General features: G+C 68.0%; 21 protein-coding genes. 14 read left to right on the top strand and 7 right to left on the bottom strand.

Features of this window, described 5'->3' with window-relative positions:
• Nucleotide 1 precedes the first annotated feature (1 nt).
• The 6 genes from AWC02_RS17945 (at nt 2) to AWC02_RS17925 (ending at nt 6,775) form a co-directional block, all read left to right on the top strand.
• Nucleotides 2-1,045, top strand: coding sequence for an MCE family protein (locus AWC02_RS17945; protein WP_085130034.1), 1,044 nt, complete (start codon nt 2-4; stop codon nt 1,043-1,045).
• Nucleotides 1,042-2,148, top strand: coding sequence for an MCE family protein (locus AWC02_RS17940; protein WP_085130033.1), 1,107 nt, complete (start codon nt 1,042-1,044; stop codon nt 2,146-2,148). The genes AWC02_RS17945 and AWC02_RS17940 overlap by 4 nt, the downstream gene beginning before the upstream one ends.
• Nucleotides 2,145-3,263: an MlaD family protein gene (locus tag AWC02_RS17935; RefSeq protein ID WP_085130032.1), complete on the top strand. Its 1,119-nt coding sequence runs from the start codon at nt 2,145-2,147 to the stop codon at nt 3,261-3,263. The genes AWC02_RS17940 and AWC02_RS17935 overlap by 4 nt, the downstream gene beginning before the upstream one ends.
• On the top strand, nt 3,260-4,543 hold the full coding sequence (locus AWC02_RS17930; protein WP_085130031.1) for an MlaD family protein: 1,284 nt from the start codon (nt 3,260-3,262) through the stop codon (nt 4,541-4,543). Before AWC02_RS17935 ends, AWC02_RS17930 begins: the two co-directional genes overlap by 4 nt.
• A gap of 103 nt (nt 4,544-4,646) precedes the next feature.
• Entirely contained in the window at nt 4,647-5,321 is a 675-nt protein-coding gene (locus tag AWC02_RS22675) for a hypothetical protein (protein WP_237160514.1), read from the top strand.
• Between the two features lie 8 nt (nt 5,322-5,329).
• Entirely contained in the window at nt 5,330-6,775 is a 1,446-nt protein-coding gene (locus AWC02_RS17925; RefSeq protein ID WP_237160513.1) for a carotenoid oxygenase family protein, read from the top strand.
• On the opposite strand, the gene AWC02_RS17920 is transcribed toward AWC02_RS17925, so the two are convergent.
• Nucleotides 6,765-7,490, bottom strand: coding sequence for an RsiV family protein (locus AWC02_RS17920; RefSeq protein ID WP_237160512.1), 726 nt, complete (start codon nt 7,488-7,490; stop codon nt 6,765-6,767). The genes AWC02_RS17925 and AWC02_RS17920 overlap by 11 nt on opposite strands.
• Before the next feature lie 237 nt (nt 7,491-7,727).
• Between AWC02_RS17920 and AWC02_RS17915 the strand changes: the two genes are divergently transcribed.
• From AWC02_RS17915 to AWC02_RS17900, 4 genes are all read left to right on the top strand, one after another.
• Nucleotides 7,728-9,248 (top strand): CoA-acylating methylmalonate-semialdehyde dehydrogenase, encoded by a 1,521-nt coding sequence (locus AWC02_RS17915; RefSeq protein ID WP_085130029.1) that lies wholly within the window; start codon nt 7,728-7,730, stop codon nt 9,246-9,248.
• A 9-nt stretch (nt 9,249-9,257) separates the two neighbouring features.
• Complete coding sequence (locus AWC02_RS17910; RefSeq protein WP_085130028.1) at nt 9,258-10,421, top strand: acyl-CoA dehydrogenase family protein; 1,164 nt, start codon at nt 9,258-9,260, stop codon at nt 10,419-10,421.
• A gap of 40 nt (nt 10,422-10,461) precedes the next feature.
• On the top strand, nt 10,462-11,337 hold the full coding sequence (gene mmsB / locus AWC02_RS17905; protein ID WP_085130027.1) for a 3-hydroxyisobutyrate dehydrogenase: 876 nt from the start codon (nt 10,462-10,464) through the stop codon (nt 11,335-11,337).
• Between the two features lie 63 nt (nt 11,338-11,400).
• Nucleotides 11,401-12,657 carry an HNH endonuclease signature motif containing protein gene (locus tag AWC02_RS17900; protein WP_085130026.1) on the top strand — a complete coding sequence of 419 codons (1,257 nt, stop codon included), beginning with the start codon at nt 11,401-11,403 and terminating at the stop codon, nt 12,655-12,657.
• A gap of 18 nt (nt 12,658-12,675) precedes the next feature.
• On the opposite strand, the gene AWC02_RS17895 is transcribed toward AWC02_RS17900, so the two are convergent.
• Both AWC02_RS17895 and AWC02_RS17890 read right to left on the bottom strand, forming a co-directional pair.
• Nucleotides 12,676-13,326, bottom strand: a complete 651-nt coding sequence (locus AWC02_RS17895; protein ID WP_085130120.1) for a L,D-transpeptidase family protein — start codon at nt 13,324-13,326, stop codon at nt 12,676-12,678.
• Nucleotides 13,327-13,387: 61 nt separating this feature from the next.
• Nucleotides 13,388-13,930, bottom strand: a complete 543-nt coding sequence (locus tag AWC02_RS17890; protein WP_085130025.1) for an HAD family hydrolase — start codon at nt 13,928-13,930, stop codon at nt 13,388-13,390.
• A 107-nt stretch (nt 13,931-14,037) separates the two neighbouring features.
• Between AWC02_RS17890 and AWC02_RS17885 the strand changes: the two genes are divergently transcribed.
• The gene (locus AWC02_RS17885; protein ID WP_046318391.1) at nt 14,038-14,688 is read left to right on the top strand and encodes a response regulator; all 651 of its coding nucleotides are present in this window, start codon (nt 14,038-14,040) and stop codon (nt 14,686-14,688) included.
• A gap of 74 nt (nt 14,689-14,762) precedes the next feature.
• Entirely contained in the window at nt 14,763-15,944 is a 1,182-nt protein-coding gene (locus AWC02_RS17880; protein ID WP_109559930.1) for a GAF domain-containing sensor histidine kinase, read from the top strand.
• A 50-nt stretch (nt 15,945-15,994) separates the two neighbouring features.
• Here AWC02_RS17880 and AWC02_RS17875 read toward each other — a convergent pair whose 3' ends face one another.
• A complete protein-coding gene (locus tag AWC02_RS17875) occupies nt 15,995-16,537 on the bottom strand; it encodes a MarR family winged helix-turn-helix transcriptional regulator (protein ID WP_085130023.1) in 543 nt (180 codons plus the stop codon).
• Between the two features lie 145 nt (nt 16,538-16,682).
• Between AWC02_RS17875 and AWC02_RS17870 the strand changes: the two genes are divergently transcribed.
• The gene (locus AWC02_RS17870) at nt 16,683-17,729 is read left to right on the top strand and encodes a type III polyketide synthase (protein ID WP_085130022.1); all 1,047 of its coding nucleotides are present in this window, start codon (nt 16,683-16,685) and stop codon (nt 17,727-17,729) included.
• 4 nt (nt 17,730-17,733) lie between these two features.
• The gene (locus AWC02_RS17865) at nt 17,734-18,234 is read left to right on the top strand and encodes an isoprenylcysteine carboxyl methyltransferase family protein (protein ID WP_085130021.1); all 501 of its coding nucleotides are present in this window, start codon (nt 17,734-17,736) and stop codon (nt 18,232-18,234) included.
• A 64-nt stretch (nt 18,235-18,298) separates the two neighbouring features.
• Here the strand turns inward: AWC02_RS17865 and map are convergent, their stop codons facing one another.
• Genes map through secY form a run of 3 tightly spaced genes read right to left on the bottom strand, consistent with a single transcriptional unit; the run spans nt 18,299 to nt 20,987 of the window.
• On the bottom strand, nt 18,299-19,111 hold the full coding sequence (gene map / locus AWC02_RS17860; protein ID WP_085130020.1) for a type I methionyl aminopeptidase: 813 nt from the start codon (nt 19,109-19,111) through the stop codon (nt 18,299-18,301).
• On the bottom strand, nt 19,111-19,662 hold the full coding sequence (locus AWC02_RS17855) for an adenylate kinase (protein ID WP_085130019.1): 552 nt from the start codon (nt 19,660-19,662) through the stop codon (nt 19,111-19,113). Before AWC02_RS17855 ends, map begins: the two co-directional genes overlap by 1 nt.
• Nucleotides 19,659-20,987 carry a preprotein translocase subunit SecY gene (gene secY / locus AWC02_RS17850; RefSeq protein WP_085130018.1) on the bottom strand — a complete coding sequence of 443 codons (1,329 nt, stop codon included), beginning with the start codon at nt 20,985-20,987 and terminating at the stop codon, nt 19,659-19,661. Before secY ends, AWC02_RS17855 begins: the two co-directional genes overlap by 4 nt.
• Nucleotides 20,988-21,228 lie beyond the last annotated feature (241 nt).

The raw sequence follows: 21,228 nt of genomic DNA, 5'->3' as shown, positions 1-21,228 counted from the left end.
CATGGGAGCACCGCGCACACGCAAACCGGTCCTCGAGGACCGCAACCAGGCCTGGCTGGGCACCATCGCCGTGCTGACCCTGACGGCGGTGATCGCCGCGACCACGCTGCTGACCACGCTGAACCTCGGCAAGACAACGTATTACGCGGAGTTTCTCCAGGCAGCCAGCATCCGGCCGGGCGATGAGGTGAGCATCGCCGGCGTCCCGGTCGGCACCGTCGAGGACACCGCGCTGGCCGGCGCTCACGTGCTGGTCTCGATGAAGATTCGCCGCGACGTGGTGCTGGGTTCGCAGACCCGGGCTGCCATCAAGCTGACCACCGTGCTGGGCGCTCGCTACGTCGAGCTCAAGCCCGCCGGTGACGGTGAACTCGAAGGCCGGCGAATCACCCTGGCGCACACCGACGTCCCCTACGATCTGCAGCGACTGTTGCAGGACTCGACCAACACCTTCGAGGATGTCGACGCGCAGCGATTCGCCCAATCCATGCAGGCGGTCTCGACCCAGCTGCGTGACCTGCCCGCTATCCTGCCCGACGCCCTGACCAACGTGCAGAACCTGTCGCGGGTCATCGCCGACCGCCGCGACCAGATCGCCGGGCTGCTGCGCAGCACCGCCGAGATCGCCGAGATCCTCGGCGGCCAGCAGGCCGATCTCGCCGCCCTGGTCGATCAGGGTCATCAGCTGTTCGGCGAGGTGACGGCGCGCCGCGACGCGGTGCTGCGGCTGATGGACGCCGCCACCACACTGGTCGCCACCGCCCGCGACATCACCGTCGGCGACCACGCCCAGCTCGACCGGCTGCTCAGTGACATCCGTCAGGCCACCGCGATGCTGGGCGACCACGACGAACTGTTGCGCAACCTGTTCCAGGTGATGCCGGTGGCCATGCGAAACGTGGCCAACGCCACCGGTTCCGGTCCGTTTCTGGACTTCGCACTGCCCGGTGGTCTGCTGGTGGATTCCTGGATGTGCGCGATCAGCGGCCGGGCCGAGCAATTCCGCTGGCCGGAGCGCTACCAGTACTTCAAGGACTGCGAATGACCAAACGGGCCCTCGTCGTCGCCGTCATCGTGCTGGCCGCAGCCGCGGTGCTCGGTGCCGGATATACGCTGCGGTCCGCGGCGAGCTCCGGACAGCGCACCATCACCGCCCGGTTCGACAACGTGATCGGCCTCTACACCGGCAACACCGTGGCGGTGCTCGGCATGCCGGTGGGCCGCGTCGCCTCGATCACGCCGCGCAGCAGCTACGTCGATGTCGTCCTCGAAGTGGACTCGAAGGTCGCCCTACCCGCCGACGTCCAGGCGGTGACGGTGGGTACCTCGATCCTCACCGACCGCCACGTCGAACTGACCCCGCCCTACGCCGGCGGGCCCGTCCTGCCCGACGGCGCCGTACTGGGCCTGGACCGCACCAAGACGCCGATCGAGTTCGACCGGGTGCTCAAGATGGTCGACAAGCTCGGCACCGCGCTCGGCGGCGACGGCCACGGCGGCGGGCCGATGGCCGACATCCTCACCGCGACATCGAAGATCACCACCACCAGCGGTCAGCAGATCAAGGATGCACTCGGCCAGCTCTCGACGGCGCTGCGGACCGGGGACGACGAGGGGCAGGCGACCCGCCAGAACATCACCACCATCGTCACGAACCTGAGCCGGCTGACCGACGCCGCGGCGCGAAACCAGGACGTGGTGCGCGCGTTCGGCGCCGACATCCGCCAGCTCAGCGCCATCGCAGCCCAGCAGGGCGTCGGCAACGGAGACACCGGCCGCTCGCTCAACCAGGTGCTCGGCCAGCTCAACACGCTGCTGTCCGACAACGGCGAGAACCTGATGGCAACCCTGCGCAGCAGCAGCGCCCTGACCACAGCCCTGGCGGACTATCGCCGCGAACTGGCGGAGGTCTTCGACGTCGCTCCGCTGGCGATCGACAACGTGGTCAATGCGATGGACACCGACAACGGCATGTTGCGGGTGGCTGCGCACTTCGATTCGGTGTTCTTCGACAGCTCGATGACCAAAGAGGTCTGCAACATCCTGGGTCTGCGGCAATTGGGTTGCCGCACCGGCACGATCCGCGATCTCGGACCCGATTTCGGGGTCACATCCGTCCTTGAGGCGATGACGAGGTTGGGGCAATGACCCGGCGGATTCTGGCGGCGCTGCCCCTGGCCGCGAGCATGGCGCTCGCCGGCTGTTCGGTCGGGGTGGAACAGCTGCCCCTGCCCGCCCCCGGCATCGGCGGCGACAGCTATCACCTGAACGCGGTGTTCTCCAACGCACTGAACCTGCCGGATCGGGCCAAGATCCGGCTCGGCGGCGCCGATGTCGGCGAGGTGGTGTCGATGGCGGCCAGGGATTACACCGCCGTGGTCGATATGCGGATTCTCGCCGACGTCCGGTTGCCGGTGGGGACCACCGCCGAACTGCGGTCGGCCACTCCACTGGGCGACATCTTCGTCGCGCTCACGCAGCCGCCGACGGCAGCCGGTGCGGCGCTGCTGCACGATGGCGACACCATCCCGATCTCCGCGACCCAGGCCGCGGCCACCGTCGAGGAAGTCCTGGCCTCGACCTCGATGCTGGTCAACGGCGGCGTGATCGGCAACCTGACCAGGGTTCTCAACGGCGTGGGCGACGCGGTCGGTCATGACGGTGACGGCCTGGCCGCCATGATCGGTGAATCGCGTGCGCTGGTGACCACCATGTCGGAGCGCACCGACGATCTTCGCGGGGTGATGCAGCAGACCACAGCGCTGGCCGACATCCTCCACAGCCGGCGGCAGTCGATCAACGACGTGCTGGGTTCGTCGGCGCCGGCGTTGGGCGTGCTCGCCGGCCAGACCTCCACCATCGTCGATCTGGTGGACCAGATGGGGGCGATCACCGGCCAGCTGCAACGATTCCCGTCCATTGCCGGCGTCGACACCCGCAGCCTGATCCACGATGTCGACGAACTTTCCCGCGTGTTCAACGAGACGGCGCTGGACCCCGGCGTGAGTTTGGACAACATGGTGCGAATCCTGCCTCCGGTGCTGAAGCTGTTCAGTGCCAACGCGGCGCACTCCGACGTCGACCTGCAGCAGTTGGCGCTCGGCCACATCGCGGACAAGAACCATCTGGGCGATCCGGAGTTCCACGGCCCCAAGTGGGCCGACTGGGACAACCTGGTCGGCTCGTTGCGCTACGTCATCACCCAGTTGGGCGATCGGGTCTGGGGCACCGACCGGGGCCGGATCTGGGGGCCGCCGCAATGAAGCCCGTCGAACTGATCGCCGCGCTGGTTCTGCGGGCGGTGCGCACCGGTGTGGCGCACCGGCTGCTCATATCGGGCATCGCACAGGTCGGCCTGGTGGTCGTCGGCGTCGCCTATCTGCTCTTCGGCGCCTTGCGCGACAACCCCTTCGCCGACCAGATGACGGTGACGGTGGACCTCGACGAATCCGGCGGCCTGCTGGCCAACCAGGACGTCACCCTGCGGGGGGTTCCGATCGGCCGGGTGGCCTCGGTGGACTTCACCGGTGACGGCGTGCGCGCCGTCGCCCGTATCGACGCACACGCCCGGATCCCGCGCGAGGGCATGGTGGCCCGGGTGTCCGGGTTGTCGCCGGCCGGCGAGCAGTACCTCAATCTCGAACCGGCCGAGTCCACCGGCCCGTTGCTCACCGACGGCACCGTGATCGGCCGATCCGACACCAGTACCCCGATTCCGATCTGGCGGCTGCTGAACAATGTCGACGGACTGCTGGCACAGACCGATCCGGTTCAGCTCCACGCGGTCCTCGGTGAGCTCGGGGTCAGCGAGCAGGGACCGCAGAAGCTGCGCGAGTTGCTCAGCGGCGGCCAGCTGCTCATCTCCACGCTGGACGGAGTGCTGCCGCAAACCGTGACACTGCTGCGCAGCAGCCGCCCGGCCTTCCGGATCTTCGATGAGGGGTCGGACGGAATACGTTCTATCGCGGCCAATCTCGGCAGTACTTTGGCCGGAGTCAGCGCCAAGGATGCCGGCATGCGGCGCCTGCTCGAAGACACCCCGAATACGCTCGCCACGATCGACCGGGTGATCGCCGACAACTCCGAGACCATGGTGCAGTTGCTGGGCAACCTGACCACCGTCGCGCAACTGTCCTACGTCCGCGTTCCCGCACTGCAACAGTTGTTCCGCGACGATCGCCCGCCCCTGCTCGACGGCGTCGCCAGCCTGATGCACGGCGGCGGCATCTGGGCGATCGCCGACATCTACCCCCGCTACATCTGCGACTACCCGCACCCCCGCGATGTGCCGTTCATCCCGAATTACCCGGAGCCCTACCTGCACACCTACTGCCTCAACGACGACCCCGGACTGCTGATCCGCGGTGCCCGCAACGCGCCCCGCCCACCCGGTGACGACACCGCCGGCCCGCCGCCGGGCTGGGATCCGCTGCGCCGCACCGATCCCACCCCCATCGGCCCGCACACCATTCCACTGCCCTACGGCGGTCCGGTCATGCCGCCGCAATCCGAACCACACCGCCAGGGCATTCCCTGGAACTGACAAGGAGACGACAGATGCCCGCAACGGCCCCCGCCGAGGCCGACGCTCTCGGCCGGCCACCCGATGACACCGTTCAGTGCAAACCCGAGAAAGTGGAGCTGCCATGAGCAACAGAATCAGCGAGCTGCGTGACGACCTGATCATGCGCTCCATGCTGGGCCGGGTGGGCGACATCCCGGAGACGGTGCTGCTGCCGGTGCTGCGCGAGCTCGCCGACGACCGCGCGGTGGTGGACGCCGAGTGGGAGTCGGTGATCACCAGGCGGGTGGCGCCGGGGGCCCGGCTTTCTGCCCGCGAATCCTGGCGGCGCCGCTACGGACAGTTCGTCCGCGAACTGGAATGGGCCATCTCCGGTTTGGTGAAGAAACTGCCACGAGACGATGTCGAGCGGCTGGTCTCCGACACCGTGGCAGCCAGATTGCGCAGTTGGCTGCGCTTCCTGCTGCCGGCATTCGGCACGGTCACCCTGGTTCCGCGCGCCCTGTATCCCCCTGTGATGGACGCCGGCGTCTCGGTGGCGACGTTCCTGGTCGGGCCGATCAGACGGACCGGTGTCGAGCCCGACGGCACCCTGGTGTATGAAATCCCCGAATGCGCCATGCACACCGCCACCGAGGCGGGCGTGGCGCAGGAGCATTCATGCCTGATGGCATGCAAAGCAGCCTGCGAGAAGTTGTTCGACAAAGACTCGGCGATGCCCTTGGAGTTCGACCCGCATCTGCCCGGACTGTCCTGCACGCTGCGGGTCCATCCCGCCGCGAGCCACTCCAACAGATAGGACCGCTTGTGACCAACCCCGACACTGCCGGTGCCGACTTCGCCGCCTACACCCCGCTCTATGACGAATATGACTACACCATCGATGATTTCGACGGCGCGATCCCGGAGGACCTGCAAGGAACGCTGTACCGCAACGGCTCTGGCAAGCTCGACGCCGGCGGGCAGGCGCTGGGTCACCTGTTCGACGGCGACGGCATGCTGTCGATGTTCTCCATGGCCGACGGATCGGTGCATTACCGCAACAGGTATGTGCGAACCAAGCACTACCGCAAATCGCTGACCTCGCGGGGAGCGCCCTATCGCGCGCTGGGGACCATGCGTCCCGGCGGCGTGCTCACCAACGCACTGCGGTTCCCGGCCAACGTGGCCAACACCGGCGTGGTGATGCACGCCGGCAAGCTGCTGGCGCTGTGGGAGGGCGGCCCGCCCACCGAGATCGACCCCGACACCCTCGACACCGTCGGCATTCACGACTTCGGGGGTGCGCTGAAATGGCTCGGCGCGTTCTCCGCGCATCCCAAGTGGGACCCCGACACCAAGGAGATGTTCAACTTCGGCCTGGCCATGGTGCCGTTCCCGAAGCTGATCTGCTACCGCGTGGACCGCGCGGGCAAGTTGCACCGACTCGGCCAGCTCGATCTGCCGCTGGCGATGTTCAACCACGACGTCGGCCTGACCAGCAAGCACATGGTCTTCGTGATTCCACCGCTGGTCTTCCCGACATCGAAGATGATGGGCGCCGCATTCGGGCTGCGTAACTTCATCGATGCCATCGAGTACGACGCGTCACGAGGCACCCTGATCGGTCTGGTGCCGCGCGACGGCGGCAAGCCACGGGTGCTCTACACCGACCCGCTGCTGCACCTGCACCTGGCCAACTCCTACGAGGACGGCACCGACACCGTGGTGGAGCTGGTGAACTACGACTCGACGTGGGAACAGCTCAACGGGCAGCTCTCCAGCTTGAGCACCGACCGGGCCAGCGACATCGGCTCTTACGGCGGGACCTTGCTGCGGCTGCGGATCACCAAAACCGACAAGGTGATTCACGAGCCGGTGAGTGATCTTCGCGGCGAGTTCCCGTCCTTCAACATCACCAAGACCAGCCGGCCGAACCGCTACACCTATCTGTCCGCGGACGCCGACGGCAGCGACTACCCCAACGCGGTGGCCAAGATCGACAACACCACCGGCACGGTGGTCACCCACCAGTTCCCCTATGGCCACCAGCCGCACGAAGCGGTCTTCGCCGCCCGGCCCGGCGGTACCGACGAGGACGACGGCTGGTTGCTGGTGGCCACCCAGGACGGGGTCAGCAACCGCGCGGGCCTGGCGGTGCTCGATGCCAAGAACATCGACACCGGACCGGTCTACACCGGCCGGCTACGGCATCACCTGCCGCTCACCTTCCACGGCAGCTTCACCCCACGGGTGGCGCAACCTACCCGGTGATCGCGGCGAATTCCGGGGCTATCAGTTCGGCCACCCGGGGCCAGGGCACGGTGATCACCGGAAGCCCCCGGCCGAACTGATAGTCCGGGAAGTGCAGCTCGATGCCGTCGGCGGTCGGGATCCAGTATTTGAAGTTGAGGTCGATCGGCGCCACCTCGTTGCCGAACTGCCACGGGCCCTGCCGGGGCGGCGCGTACTGGGTCGGCAGGATCTGTTTGGTCTCCTCGGCCAGCCGGGCCAGGCCGGCCGACTTGTCGAGGAACAAGTTGTCCCACGTGATCAGGATTCCGCTGCGTGTGTCAAACACCCGGGTCGCCACCGCATGAAACGGCATATTCGGCATTTCGGTGTTGTATTCGCCGAGAAAAAGCGCAGAAACGGTGATCGGGCGAAATGACAGAGTCCCGGTCGAATTGAATGACCAAGGCATCGTCTTGGTAGCACTCGGCTCGTAGGTCGCTACCTGTCCGCGCGCCTCCGCATCGATCACGGCATTGATCGCCTCCGCCACGTTCGCATCGCCGCCGACGAGGCGCTGGTACTGAACTTCCCAGACACCCAACCGATCCGGGCTCTGACCCGCAATCGCCGCGGGCACCGCGAGATAGCCGCCCGCCGACTCGGGCTCCGCCCCGGCCACCGGCGCTCCGGCCGCCAGGGCCATGCTCGAAAGGACCGCCAGCACCGTTGCGCGAATAACCCCCAGTCGCCGCATATCGTTTTCCTTCGCGCTCGTCGGGCCGCTAATTGCCAGACTAGTGGATCGGCGAATTTTTCAGCGGTGAATTCGGCCCCGAGCCGATGCTGTTGCCCGGCTGCCGGAATTGTCCGGCGGCCGGCTTCGGCGCGGGCCGCACCGAGCCGCCTCCCCGACCCCTCGCAAATACTAGGATGTCCTAGTATTCTCGTGTCGGGCCTATCGAGCCCCTCCACCACTTCCACGGGATGGCGCATGAGCACTCAGATACCGCACTTCATCGACGGCCGCCGAAGCGCAGGCACATCGCAGCGCACCACCGACGTCTTCGATCCCAACACCGGGGCCGTGCAGGCCACCTTGCCGCTGGCCAACGCCGCCGACGTCGACGCCGCAGTCGCCTCCGCCGCGGCGGCCCAGCGCGGTTGGGCCGCCTACAACCCGCAACGCCGCGCCCGGGTGATGATGCGCTTCATCGACCTGGTCAACACCCACGTCGACGAACTGGCCGAGCTGCTCTCCCGCGAGCACGGCAAGACCCTCGAGGACGCCCGCGGCGACATCCAGCGCGGCATCGAGGTCATCGAGTTCTGTGTCGGCATCCCGCACCTGCTCAAGGGCGAACACACCGAGGGCGCCGGACCGGGTATCGACGTGTTCTCGCTGCGCCAGCCGCTGGGCGTGGTCGCCGGCATCACCCCGTTCAACTTCCCCGCGATGATCCCGCTGTGGCAGGCCGGGCCGGCCCTGGCCTGTGGAAACGCCTTCATCCTCAAGCCGTCCGAGCGTGACCCGTCGGTGCCGGTGCGGCTGGCCGAGCTTTTCGTCGAGGCCGGGCTGCCGCCGGGGGTGCTGCAGGTGGTGCACGGCGACAAGGAGGCCGTCGACGCCCTGCTGCACCACCGCGACATCGCCGCGATCGGTTTCGTCGGCAGCTCCGACATCGCGCAGTACATCTACTCGACGGCGACCGCCAACGGCAAGCGCGCGCAATGCTTCGGCGGGGCCAAGAACCACATGATCGTGATGCCCGACGCCGACCTCGACCAAGCCGTCGATGCCCTCATCGGCGCGGGCTATGGCAGCGCCGGTGAACGCTGCATGGCGATCTCCGTGGCGGTGCCGGTCGGCGAACAGACCGCCGAGCGGCTGCGGTCCCGGCTGGTGGAGCGGATCAACAACCTGCGGGTCGGACACAGCCTGGACCCCAAGGCCGACTACGGTCCGCTGGTCACCCGCGCCGCCCTCGACCGGGTCAACGACTACATCGCCCAGGGCGTGGCCGCCGGCGCCGAGCTCGTGGTGGACGGCCGCACCCGCGGCAGCGACGACCTGCAGTTCGGCGACGCGAATCTGACGGACGGCTTCTTCGCCGGGCCGACGCTGTTCGACCACGTCGGCACCGACATGTCGATCTACACCGACGAGATCTTCGGTCCGGTGCTGTGCATCGTCCGGGCCGCGGACTACGAGGAGGCGCTGGCGTTGCCGTCGGAGCACGAGTACGGCAACGGGGTGGCGATCTTCACCCGCGACGGCGACACCGCCCGCGACTTCACCTCCCGGGTGCAGGTCGGCATGGTCGGGGTCAACGTGCCGATTCCCGTGCCGGTGGCCTACCACACCTTCGGCGGCTGGAAGCGGTCCGGTTTCGGCGATCTCAACCAGCACGGGACCGCGTCCATCACCTTCTACACCAAGGTCAAGACCGTCACCCAGCGCTGGCCGTCGGGCATCAAAGACGGTGCCCAGTTCCACATCCCCACCATGGACTAGGGCCGGGCAATGGACACGACCTTGAATGACGAAGAACGGGTGATCGTCGACACCGCGGCGGCGTTCGCCGGCAAGCGCCTGGCCCCGTACGCGCTGGAATGGGATGCCACCCACCACTTTCCGGTCGACGTGATGAAGGAAGCCGCGGAGCTGGGGATGGCGGCGATCTACTGCCGCGAGGACGCCGGCGGCTCCGGGCTGCGCCGCCTCGACGGCGTCCGCATCTTCGAACAACTGGCGATCGCCGACCCGGTGATCGCCGCCTATCTGTCGATCCACAACATGTGCGCCTGGATGATCGACAGCTACGGCACCGAGGATCAGCGCAAATCATGGGTGCCCGCACTGGCGTCGATGGACGCCGTCGCCAGCTACTGCCTGACCGAGCCGGGCGCGGGCTCGGACGCCAGCGCGCTCAGTACCCGCGCGGTGCGCCAGGGCGGCGACTATGTGCTCGACGGCGTCAAGCAGTTCATCTCCGGCGCCGGCGTCTCCGACGTGTATGTGGTGATGGCCCGAACCGGGGACGACAGTCCTCGCGGGATCTCGACGTTCATCGTCGAAAAGGGAACTCCCGGACTGAGTTTCGGTGCGGCCGAGCAGAAGATGGGCTGGAATTCCCAACCGACCGCCCAAGTCGTCTTCGACGGGGTGCGGGTTCCCGCCGAGGCCATGCTGGGCGGCCCCGACGGGGAGGGCACCGGCTTCTCGATCGCGATGAACGGACTCAACGGCGGCCGGATCAACATTGCGGCCTGTTCAATGGGTGGCGGCCAGGCCGCGTTCGACAAGACCGGCAGCTACCTCGCCGACCGGCAGGCCTTCGGAAAGGCCCTGCTCGACGAACCGACGATCCGGTTCACCCTTGCCGACATGGCCACCGCACTGGAGACCTCACGGCTGCTGCTGTGGCGGGCGGCAACCGCGCTCGATACCAACGCAGCAGACAAGGTGGAGTTGTGCGCGATGGCCAAGCGCTATGTCACCGACGCCTGCTTCGAGGTCGCCGACCAGGCGCTGCAACTGCACGGCGGATACGGATATCTGCGTGAGTACGGTCTGGAGAAAATCGTCCGGGATCTTCGCGTGCACCGCATCCTGGAGGGCACCAACGAGATCATGCGGCTGGTGATCGGCCGGGCCGAGGCGGCCCGCGTCCGGTCCGGCCAGTAACCCGCCCATCTGGGATCACCAGGGCCACTGAGGAGTACATATGGCAATCGTCGCGTTTCTCGGCTTGGGCCGGATGGGTGGGCCGATGTCGGCAAACCTGGTCGCCGCCGGGCACACCGTGCGCGGCTTCGATCCGGTGCCCGCGGCCACCGCGGCAGCCGAGCAACACGGCGTGAGCATTCACGCCGGTGCCGCCGAGGCGGTGACCGGGGCGGACGCGGTGGTGACCATGCTTCCGCACGGCGACGCGGTGAAGAGCTGCTACGCCGAGGTTCTGCCGGCGGCCTCACCCGGCACCCTGTTCATCGACAGCTCGACGATCTCGGTCGCCGACGCCCGCGAGGTGCACGCCCTGGCCGGCTCCCACGGGTTCGCCCAGCTCGATGCGCCGGTGTCCGGCGGAGTCACCGGTGCGGTCGCCGGCCGGCTGGCGTTCATGGTCGGCGGTGAGGACGCCGCGGTGGCCCGGGCAACCCCGGTACTGGAACCGATGGCCGCCAAGATCATCCACTGTGGTGCGGCGGGTGCCGGGCAGGCCGCCAAGATCTGCAACAACATGGTGCTGGCCGTGCAGCAGGTGGCGGTCGCCGAGGCGTTCGTACTGGCCGAAAAGCTCGGCCTGGCCGACCAGGCGCTGTTCGACGTGATGACCGGCGCCACCGGCAACTGCTGGGCGCTGCACACCAACTGCCCGGTCCCCGGGCCGGTGCCCACCTCCCCCGCCAACCGGAACTTCGAGCCGGGTTTCGCCACTGCGCTGATGGACAAGGATCTGCACCTGGCCATGGACGCCGTGACGTCGACCGGCGCGAACGCACCGCTGGGCAGCCACGCCGCACAGATCTACCGCGACTTCGCGGTCGATCACGGCGCGCAGGACTTCAGCGCCGTGATCAACGTGCTGCGCGACAACTGAGCGCCCCGGTGATCTGATCACCGGCCGGCAAAACTTGTCAGACCCTGCTGGCACGCTGATGTCATGTCCTCGATCTCGGCCTGCGCGGGTGGCCAAACGCGGCGCGGCGAGCGCCTCGAGGTGCTCTTCGCGGAATTGTCCGAGCTGACGGGTCAGCGCAACGCGATCGACGGGCGCATCGTCGACATCATCGCCGAGATCGACCGCGACGAATTGTGGGGTGCTACCGGGGCGCGCTCGGTCGCGGCGCTGGTGGCCTGGAAGACCGGTGTGTCACCGGGCAACGCCCACACGATCAGCACGGTGGCACACCGGCTTGCCGAGTTTCCCCGTTGCGCCCAGGGCATGCGGGAAGGCCGCCTGTCGTTGGACCAGGTCGGCGTCATCGCCGGGCGGGCAGCCGACGGCTCCGATGAGCACTACGCCCAACTGGCAGGCGTCGCCACGGTCAACCAGCTGCGCACCGCGATCAAGCTCGAACCACGACCCGAAACCGAACCCGAGCCCCGGCCTGAGCCGGTGCGGTCGATCACCAAGTCCACCGACGAGCAGGGGACCTGCTGGCGGATCAAACTCGACCACCTCGACGCGGCCAAGTTCGACGCGGCACTGCGGTCTCATCTCGATGCCCTGATGGCGCAGTGGAAGCGCGACCACGACGGTGCCGGCCGCGCAGCAGAGCAAGCGCCGCCGTTGCCGACTACCGCGGACGCATTCATGCGCCTGGTCGAGGCCGGATGGGATGCCGAGGCCACCCGCCGGCCCCACGGGCAGCACAGCACCGTGGTGGCACACCTCGATGTCAAGGACCGGGCCGCGGCACTGCATCTGGGCCCGCTGCTCTCCGACGACGAGCGGCGATACCTGCTGTGCGACGCCAGTTTTGAAGTGTGGTTCGAGCGCCACGGCGAGGTGATCGGAGCCGGTCGCGCCACCCGCGGAATCAGCCGTCGGCTGCGCCGGGCCCTGGAGCACCGCGACCGCTCCTGCGTGGTTCCCGGCTGCGGGGCCACCCGCGGCCTGCACGCCCATCACATTCGGCATTGGGAAGACGGCGGTGCCACCGAGCCCGCCAACCTGGTGCTGGTGTGCCCGTACCACCATCGTCTGCACCACCGCGGCCTCATCACCATCACCGGCCCCGCCGACCACCTCGTCGTCACCGACACAGCCGGCCGACAACTGCACCCCGGATCGCTGGCCCGCCCACCGGTCAGGCCGGCGCCGCTGGTCGCCCCCTGCCCTGGGCCCACCGGCGAGAAAGCCGACTGGTGGTGGTACCAACCCTTCCAGCCGCAGGCGCCACCGGAACTCAACTGAGCCGCTGCTGCCTGCCGGCTACTTCGCGATCGCCATCACGGCCCCCGGCCTGAGCCAGCCGATGATCTTGACGAGCGTGGCGTCATCGATCGCCACGCAGCCCGCGGTCGGTCCGCCGTCGGTGGTGTGAAAGAAGTAGGCGGAGCCGGCACCGGGTGTGCGGGATTTGTTGACACCGATCACCACCGCGTGCCGGTACTGCGGGATGTTGAGGTTCTCGCTGGCCGCCGTGTTGAACGGGCACTGGGCTTTCTGGCAGACCTGCATGGTGTTGTAGGTCGGACTCTGGGAGTCGCTGTCCCACCAGTGGTCGGATCCGACCTGCACATACGGCAGGCCACCCCCGGGATTGGGAGCGGTGCCGAACGCCGAATCGAGCGTGTAAATCCCCATCGGGGTCGACGGCTCGCCCTCCCGTGTCTGCGGCGTGATGCCCGCCGAACCGACGTGCGCCGAAATCCCGACCGCGACCGGTTCCCAGCCCGCCAGAGTCCGCTGATAGACGTCGATCTTGGCCGTCGAATGACCTACTCCGACAACCGAAACCACCTGGGTGGCGTTGCCCACCGCATTCCCGAACCACGGGTCGACGACCGCCGTCGCCAACGGCGCCGAGATAACGCTCATCGAGCACAACACCGCGCACAGCACAACCACCAGTCGACGCACCGCATCATGGTCGACGACCGGTGGCGTCAGCGTCAAACGCGCCGATCGCCTGGGGTCGCCATCAGCCCGCCGCGCGGGAGCTGAACCGGGCGACCACCCGCTCGGCCTGCAACTCACGGCATCCGGCCGCCGACAGACCGTCGTAGTCGGCCGGGTAACCAGCGCCCGCGCTGATCACCGGCAGACCGATCGCTGCGGCGGTGCGCGCCCCGGCTTCGGAGCCGGCGATCACCAGCGCCTCTCCGGCGACGATGCCCAACTCCCACAACGCCAGGCGGTAGAGCCCGGCGTCACCGGCCGGCCCGGTCAGGTCGTCGGCGCTGACAACGGTCTCCGACATGCCGTCGCCGATCAGTTCCCGCACCCGCGACTGCACCCAGCTGCGCGGCCCGGCGCCGACCACCGCGACCCAGATACCGGCCGCGAACAGGCTCAGCACCAGATCCACCAGCCCCGGGCGCGGCTCTCCTTCGTCGTCGGCCAGCGCATCCAGATCGAAGATCACCGCTTGCAGGGGGTACACCTCGGCATCCGGGTGGACCTGGTCCCACCAGAACGGGCGGGCTGGACCGGTCCATGTCGCGAGTTCAGTTGTGATCTGCATAACAGACACCGTGCCGGATGCCGCCGCAGGTGTCCTCCCCCATTGGGGGGATTCGGGCGGGGGAATCACCTTCTCCGCTGCCGGTTCGTGGGCCTTATTGTCTTGCTATGCCCGTGCGCCTGGTCCTGGTCGACGACCACGAGATGGTGATCGAGGGCCTGCGGGCCATGCTCACCGCGTTCGCCGATCGGATCGAAGTGGTCGGGCAGGCCATCAATGCCGCGCAGGCCATGACGGTGGTCGCCGACACCGACCCCGACGTGGTGCTGTGCGACGTGCGGATGCGCGGTGAGAGCGGCCTGGACCTGTGCCTGGCCCTGCGGGAACGCGACCCGCAGCGCAAGGTGGTGATGCTCTCGGTCTACGACGACGAGCAGTACCTCTTCGAGGCGCTGCGCGTCGGGGCCAGCGGCTATCTGCTCAAAAGCATCAGCAGCGATGACCTGGTGCATCAGATCGAGTTGGCCCACCACGGCGAGACGGTCATCGACCCCGGACTGGCGGCCCGGGCGGCCGGTACCGCCGCCCGGCTGCAGCGCAACGAGTTCTGGCCCGGCGCCCGGCAAGGGCTGACGCAGCGGGAAAGTGAGATCCTGGCCTACATGGTCAGCGGGCTGTCCAACCGCGGGATCGCCACCAAGCTGGTGATCGGCGAGGAGACGGTCAAGTCGCATCTCCGCTCGATCTACCGCAAGCTCGGGGTGTCCGACCGCACCGGCGCCGTGGCCACGGCGCTGCGCGAGGGGATCTACCGGTGAGCTCGGCCGGCGGGCAGCGTCCCCGCTCCCGCAAGCCCCGCGCGGTCCGGGATTTCGTCGACGCCAACCACGAGCTGGCGCTGCTGCGGGAACTCATCCAGGCGGCCTCCAGCGGACCCGGCGTGGAACCGCTCGCCGCGGCCGCGGCCCGGATGATCACCGCAGCCACCGGCACCGACGTCTGCTTCGTGCATGTGCTCGACGACACCGAGCGCTCCCTGACCCTCACCGGCGCGACCCCGCCGTTCGACACCGAGGTCGGCAAGATCCGGCTGGCGCTGGGTTCTGGGGTGTCGGGTTGGGTAGCCCGCCACCGCGAGCCGGTGGTGATCAGCCACGACAAGGAGGCCGATCCGCGGTACCTGCCGATCGAATCGCTGCGCGGGCGCGACTTCACCTCGATGGTGTCGGTGCCCATGGAGACCGATCCGGGCGGGCTGGTCGGCGTGCTCAATGTGCACACCGTGCGGCGCCGCGAGTTCACCGCCGGCGACGTCGAGCTCCTGCGGGTGATCGGCCGGCTGATCGCCGGTGCCATGCACCAGGCCCGGCTGCACCGGCAGCTGGTGGCGCGCGAACGGGCCCACGAGCTCTTCGTCGAGCAGGTCATCCAGGCCCAGGAGATCGAACGGCGCCGGCTGGCCGGTGACATCCACGACGGGATCTCGCAGCGGCTGGTGACACTGTCCTATCGGTTGGACGCCGCCGCGCGTGCAGTCGGCAGCGACCCGGACGAGGCGTCGGTGCAGCTGGAGGCCGCGCGTGAACTCGCCGGACTGACGCTGCAGGAGACCCGCGTGGCGATCAGCGGGCTGCGGCCGCCGGTGCTCGACGACCTGGGCCTGACGGGCGGACTGGCCAGCCTGGCCCAGTCCATCCCGCAACTGACGATAGAGCTGGAACTGGCCGAGACCCGGCTGCCCGAGCACATCGAGCTGGCGCTGTACCGCATCGCCCAGGAGGGCCTGCAGAACGTCGTCAAACACGCGGCCGCGACCACGGTCCGGCTGAGTTTCACCATCACCGCCGATCCCGACACCGCGCGACTGGAGATCGTCGACGACGGGGTCGGTTTCGACACCTTCGAGCATCCGGTGGGCGGCGACGAGATGGGCGGCTACGGGGTGCTGTCGATGGCTGAGCGCGCCGAGTTGGTCGGCGGGCGGCTCAACATCCGGTCGCGCCCCGGAGCGGGCACCGCCGTGACCGCCACCATCCCGATCCCCGCACCGACGGCGCGAGAATCAGCCGGCTAGCCCGCGGCGCCGACCCGCCACGCCCGGCTCCGCCGCGCCTGCGATCGGCGCTAGAAATCGCCGGCGTTGCGGCGCAGCGTCTCGATGGCCGACGACAACGCCCGCGATTCCTCTAGCGACATCCCGATATCGGCGAACACCTGAGCGTTGAGGCTGGCCGTCGCATCGGTGACGGTCGTGCGCCCCAGGTCGGTGATGGACACCAGCGTGGTGCGGCCGTCGGTCGGGTGCGGCAGTCGCTCGACCAGACCAGCGGCCTCCAACCGCCGGATGGCATGCGTGACGCTGGTGACGTGGACCTGCAGCCGGTCGGAGGCTTTGGTGATCGGCAGTGCACCGGAGCGGCTGAACGCCAACAACCGCAACAGCTCGAATCGGGAGAAGCTCAGGTCGTAGGGACGCAGCGTCGCCTCCACCCGGGCCAGCAGAATCTGGTGGGCCCGCATCACCGATGTCACCGCCACCATCCCGTCGGCGACATCGCCCCAGCCGGCCCGCTCCCAGTTCGCTCGCGCCAGGGCGATCGGATCGGCGTCGCCGGACGCAGGGGAAGCTGCCACGTCCTTTTCTACCGCACCGCACCGCGCAGTCATGACGGTGTGCGCCGATCCGGTGTCTCCGCCTTCGGAAGCATTCGTCGCAGAACGCGGCGCTTGAGGCGGTCGATCAGGGAAAAAGGTTCGCTGTCATAGCGGAAAATGAACCATCGAGCACTTCGGCACGGCACACTGAGGAGATATGACCGCGCCGTCGCTCGCCGCCGTAGCCGTTGAGTTCCCGCCCCATCGATATAGCCAGGCCGAATCCGCCCAAGCACTGGGCGACTTCGCCGGTCCCGAGTTTCGGCGGTTCTTCGAGGCCAGCGGCGTCGCCTCCCGCCACCTGGCGCTGCCCCTGTCCCGCTACTCCGAACTGAGCGGCTTCACCGAGGCCAACGACACCTTCATCGAGGTGGCCCTCGACCTCGGCGAGCGGGCGCTGCGGGCCGCCCTGGACGCCGCCGAGGTCAAGCCGGCCGACGTCGACGTCGTGGTGTCCACGACGGTGACCGGCCTGGCCGTACCGACACTGGAGGCCCGCCTGGCGGCCAGAGTCGGGCTGCGGCCCGACGTCAAGCGGGTGCCGCTGTTCGGGCTGGGCTGCGTCGCCGGGGCCGCCGGGGTGGCTCGGATGTATGACTACCTGCGTGCCTATCCCGACGGGGTGGCGGCGTTGCTCGCGGTCGAACTGTGCTCGCTGACCATCCAGCGCGACGACCGCTCGATACCGAACTTCGTGGCCGCCAGCCTCTTCGGTGACGGCGCTGCCGCCGTGATCGCCACCGGGGCGAACCGGCGGCCGGCCGGGGCGAACATGCCGCGAATCTTGGCGACCCGCAGCCGGCTTTACCCCGACAGCCAGGATGTGATGGGCTGGGACATCGGCACCGGCGGTTTCCGGATCAAGCTGTCGGTCGAAGTCACCACCGTGGTGGAGAAGTACCTGGCCGACGACGTCCACAACTTCCTCGCCGACTGCGGCCTGCGCGCCGAGGACCTGTCCACCTATGTCTGCCATCCCGGCGGACCCAAAGTCATCGAGGCGGTCCAAAACGTCCTCGACCTGCCTGCCGAAGCGCTCGACCGCACCCGAACATCGCTGCGCGAGAACGGGAATCTGTCATCGGCCTCGGTACTGGATGTGCTGCGGGCCACCGTGGCCGAGCCGCCGCCGCCCGGTTCGTTCGGCCTGATGGTCGCGATGGGGCCCGGATTCTGTTCCGAGCTCGTACTGCTCGGCTGGTAGCCGGATGTATTACCTGCTGATCCTGGCGGTCGGGCTGGAGCGACTGGCCGAGCTCGCGGTGTCGACGTCGAATGCGAAGTGGGCCTTCGCCCGGGGCGGCAAGGAGTTCGGCGCAGGCCACTACCCCGCCATGGTGCTGCTGCACTCCGGGCTGCTCGTGGGCTGTGTGGCCGAGGTGTGGCTGCTGGACCGCCCGTTCATCGGATGGCTGGGCTGGCCGATGCTGGTCTTGGCCGCGTTGAGCCAGGTGTTGCGCTGGTGGTGTGTGGCGACCCTGGGCCGGCGCTGGAACACCCGGGTGATCGTGTTGGACGGTGTTCCCCTGGTGCACCGCGGGCCGTATCGGTGGCTGCACCATCCCAACTATGTGGCTGTGGTCCTCGAAGGGGTGGCGCTGCCGTTGATCCACACCGCGTGGCTGACGGCACTGCTGTTCACCCTCGCCAACGCCGCGCTGCTGCGGGTCCGGATCCGGCTGGAGAACTCGGCCCTGGGCTACGCCTGACGCCTCAAAGGCCTGACTCCCGAAAGGACGCCGGCCTGCGCCCGCAGCTACCCGCGGGCTGGGGTTATGCGCCGGCGGGGGCGGCCGGGCTGGTCAGGATCCGCGGCCCGTCCTCGGTCACCGCGACACTGTGCTCCCAGTGCGCCGCACGCGACCCGTCGGCGGTGACGACCGTCCACTCGTCTTCGAGGATGACGGTCTGGTCGGTCCCCAGGGTCAGCATCGGCTCGATCGCCAGCACCGACCCGGCCACCAGCAGCGGCCCGTGGCCCGGCGATCCCTCGTTGGGCAGGAAGGGGTCCATGTGCATCTGGCGGCCGATGCCGTGGCCGCCGTAGCCGGCGACGATACCGAAGGAGCGTTTGAACTGCGCGGATGCGGCCCGGGCGCCGGTTTCGATGGCGTGGGAGACGTCGCTGAGCCGGTTGCCCACGACCATCGCCGCGATCCCGGCCTCCATCGCCTGCCTGGTCGCCGCGGACAGGTTCTCGTCGGCGACCGACAGCGTGCCGATCCCGAAGGTGATCGCGGCGTCGCCGTGCCAGCCGTCCAGAATCGCTCCGCAGTCGATGGACACCAGATCACCCTCCGCCAGCACCTCGGTGGCCGAAGGGATGCCGTGCACCACCCGATCGTTGACCGAGCTGCAGATCGACGCCGGGAACCCGTGATAGCCCAGGAACGACGGAGTGGCGCCCGCGTCGCGGATCACCGACTCGGCGATCTCGTCCAGCTGCAGGGTGGACACCCCGGCCGCGGCGGCCTCGCGGACCGCCGACAGTGCGGCAGCGACCACGGCGCCGGCCGCGGCCATCGCGTCAAGCTCGCCCGGGCTGCGATGCGGCACCGCCTTGCGCCGCTTCGGCAGACCGATCACTACTGTCCCAGGGCCTTCAGGGCGCGGGCGAACACCTCATCGAGCGTGCCGAGGGCGTCCACAACGTGCAGGTCGTGCTCGTCCTGGTAGTAGTCCAACAGCGGCGTGGTCTCCTCGCGGTAGACCATCATGCGGTTGTGGATGACATCGGCGGTGTCGTCAGCGCGACCACGTTCCTTGAGCCGCTTGAGCAGTTCGCTCTCGGTGACCCGGAACTCCAGCACCGCGTCCAGCTTGGTCTGCCGACGTTCAAGCATGGCGTGTAGCGCCTCGGCCTGCTCCAACGAACGGGGGTAGCCGTCCAGGATGAAGCCGTTCGCGGCATCGGGCTGGTCGAGCCGGTCGTCGACCAGCGCGTTGGTCAGCTCCGGCGGCACCAGGTCGCCGGCATCGAGGTACTGCTTGGCCTTTTTCCCCAGCTCGGTGCCCTCGGCGATGTTGTGGCGGAACAGATCGCCAGTGGAGATCTGCGGGACACCCAGTTTCTCCGCCAATTTCACTGCTTGGGTGCCCTTGCCTGCACCCGGCGGTCCCAGCAGTACCACTCTCACTTGAGGAACCCTTCGTAGTTGCGCTGCATGAGCTGGCTCTCGATCTGCTTCACCGTGTCGAGACCGACGCCGATCATGATCAGCACCGCGGTACCACCGAACGGCAGGTTCTGGACGGTTCCGGAGTTACCCATCTGGAGGAACAGGTTGGGCAGCACCGAGATCACACCCAAGTAGATCGAGCCGGGCAGCGTGATCCGGCTGAGGACGTAGCGCAGATAGTCAGCGGTCGGGCGGCCCGGCCGGATACCCGGAATGAAGCCACCGAACTTCTTCATCTCGTCGGCCCGCTCGTCGGGGTTGAACGTGATCGACACGTAGAAGTAGGTGAAGAAGATGATCAAGCCGAAATAGATGCCGATATAGACGAAGTTGGACGGGTCCGACAGGTAGGTACTGACGAACTTGTCCCACCAGCCGTTGCCCGGGCTGCCCCCGCTGCGGACCAACTGGGTGATCAGCTGCGGAATGTAGATCAGCGACGAGGCGAAGATGACCGGGATGACGCCGGCCTGGTTGACCTTCAGCGGCAGGTAGGTCGAGGTGCCGCCGTACATGCGCCGGCCGACCATCCGCTTGGCGTACTGCACCGGGATACGGCGCTGCCCCTGCTCGACGAAGACCACGCCCACGACGATCGCCAGCGCTGCCAGGCAGACCATGGTGAACACCACGGCGCCACGGGAGTCCAGGATGGTCTTGCCTTCGATCGGAATGCGCGCGGCGATACCGACGAAGATGAGCAGCGACATGCCGTTGCCGATACCGCGCTCGGTGATGAGCTCACCGAGCCACATCACCAGCACCGCGCCGGAGGTCATCACCAGCACGATGACCATCAGGGTGAAGATGCTGTGGTCGGCGATGATGTCGTGACGCAGGCTGCAGGTCTGCAACAGCCCGCCGTTGGCGGCCAGCGCGACGATGCTGGTGGCCTGCAGGATGGCCAGGGCAACCGTCAGGTAGCGGGTGTACTGCGTCATCTTGTTCTGGCCGGACTGGCCTTCTTTACGCAGTTCCTCGAAACGCGGAATCACCACCGTCAGCAGCTGGACGATGATGCTGGCGGTGATGTAGGGCATCACGCCGATGGCGAAGACCGTCAGCTGGAGCAGCGCGCCGCCGGAGAACAGGTTGATCAGCGAGTAGACCTGCGCGGCGTCACCACCGCTGACTTCTTTGATGCACTGCTGGACGTTCTGGTAGTCGACGCCGGGCGATGGGATGGCGGCTCCCAGCCGGTACACCACGATGATGCCCAGCGCGAACAAGATCTTGCGCCTCAGGTCGACCGTCCGCAGCGCTGAGATGAAAGCCGAGAACACTCTTCTCCTCCTGCGCAGCCGAGGTCCGGTCGCGGCGTTCCAATGGGCTGTTCTGTCCCAGCCCCGGTTAGTCCTGGGTAAGTCCTGCGTTGTCGCGTCCGCGTGGCGGCCCGTCATGGCGGGGCCACGCGTGACTTTGGCGCGTCAGCAGTCTACGAGACTAACAGCTCAGCACGACGGGGCGGGCTGGCCTTGGCGGCACTGCCAGCGCGCGGTCAGGCTGGCGGCGTACAGTCGCCCC

The organism is Mycolicibacter engbaekii, from assembly GCF_002101585.1.
Classification (GTDB): domain Bacteria; phylum Actinomycetota; class Actinomycetes; order Mycobacteriales; family Mycobacteriaceae; genus Mycobacterium; species Mycobacterium engbaekii.
Note: the sequence above shows the minus strand (reverse complement) of the source record. Positions and strands in the feature narration are given on the sequence as shown.

Coding starts and splice junctions, on each gene's coding strand:
- AWC02_RS17900 (WP_085130026.1), top strand. CDS start 11,401: ATGTCCTCGATCTCGGCCTGCGCGGGTGGCCAAACGCGGCGCGGCGAG.
- AWC02_RS17910 (WP_085130028.1), top strand. CDS start 9,258: ATGGACACGACCTTGAATGACGAAGAACGGGTGATCGTCGACACCGCG.
- AWC02_RS17945 (WP_085130034.1), top strand. CDS start 2: ATGGGAGCACCGCGCACACGCAAACCGGTCCTCGAGGACCGCAACCAG.
- AWC02_RS17885 (WP_046318391.1), top strand. CDS start 14,038: ATGCCCGTGCGCCTGGTCCTGGTCGACGACCACGAGATGGTGATCGAG.
- AWC02_RS17940 (WP_085130033.1), top strand. CDS start 1,042: ATGACCAAACGGGCCCTCGTCGTCGCCGTCATCGTGCTGGCCGCAGCC.
- mmsB (WP_085130027.1), top strand. CDS start 10,462: ATGGCAATCGTCGCGTTTCTCGGCTTGGGCCGGATGGGTGGGCCGATG.
- AWC02_RS17915 (WP_085130029.1), top strand. CDS start 7,728: ATGAGCACTCAGATACCGCACTTCATCGACGGCCGCCGAAGCGCAGGC.
- AWC02_RS17890 (WP_085130025.1), bottom strand. CDS start 13,930: ATGCAGATCACAACTGAACTCGCGACATGGACCGGTCCAGCCCGCCCG.
- AWC02_RS22675 (WP_237160514.1), top strand. CDS start 4,647: ATGAGCAACAGAATCAGCGAGCTGCGTGACGACCTGATCATGCGCTCC.
- AWC02_RS17875 (WP_085130023.1), bottom strand. CDS start 16,537: ATGACTGCGCGGTGCGGTGCGGTAGAAAAGGACGTGGCAGCTTCCCCT.
- AWC02_RS17870 (WP_085130022.1), top strand. CDS start 16,683: ATGACCGCGCCGTCGCTCGCCGCCGTAGCCGTTGAGTTCCCGCCCCAT.
- AWC02_RS17930 (WP_085130031.1), top strand. CDS start 3,260: ATGAAGCCCGTCGAACTGATCGCCGCGCTGGTTCTGCGGGCGGTGCGC.
- AWC02_RS17935 (WP_085130032.1), top strand. CDS start 2,145: ATGACCCGGCGGATTCTGGCGGCGCTGCCCCTGGCCGCGAGCATGGCG.
- AWC02_RS17865 (WP_085130021.1), top strand. CDS start 17,734: ATGTATTACCTGCTGATCCTGGCGGTCGGGCTGGAGCGACTGGCCGAG.
- AWC02_RS17920 (WP_237160512.1), bottom strand. CDS start 7,490: ATGCGGCGACTGGGGGTTATTCGCGCAACGGTGCTGGCGGTCCTTTCG.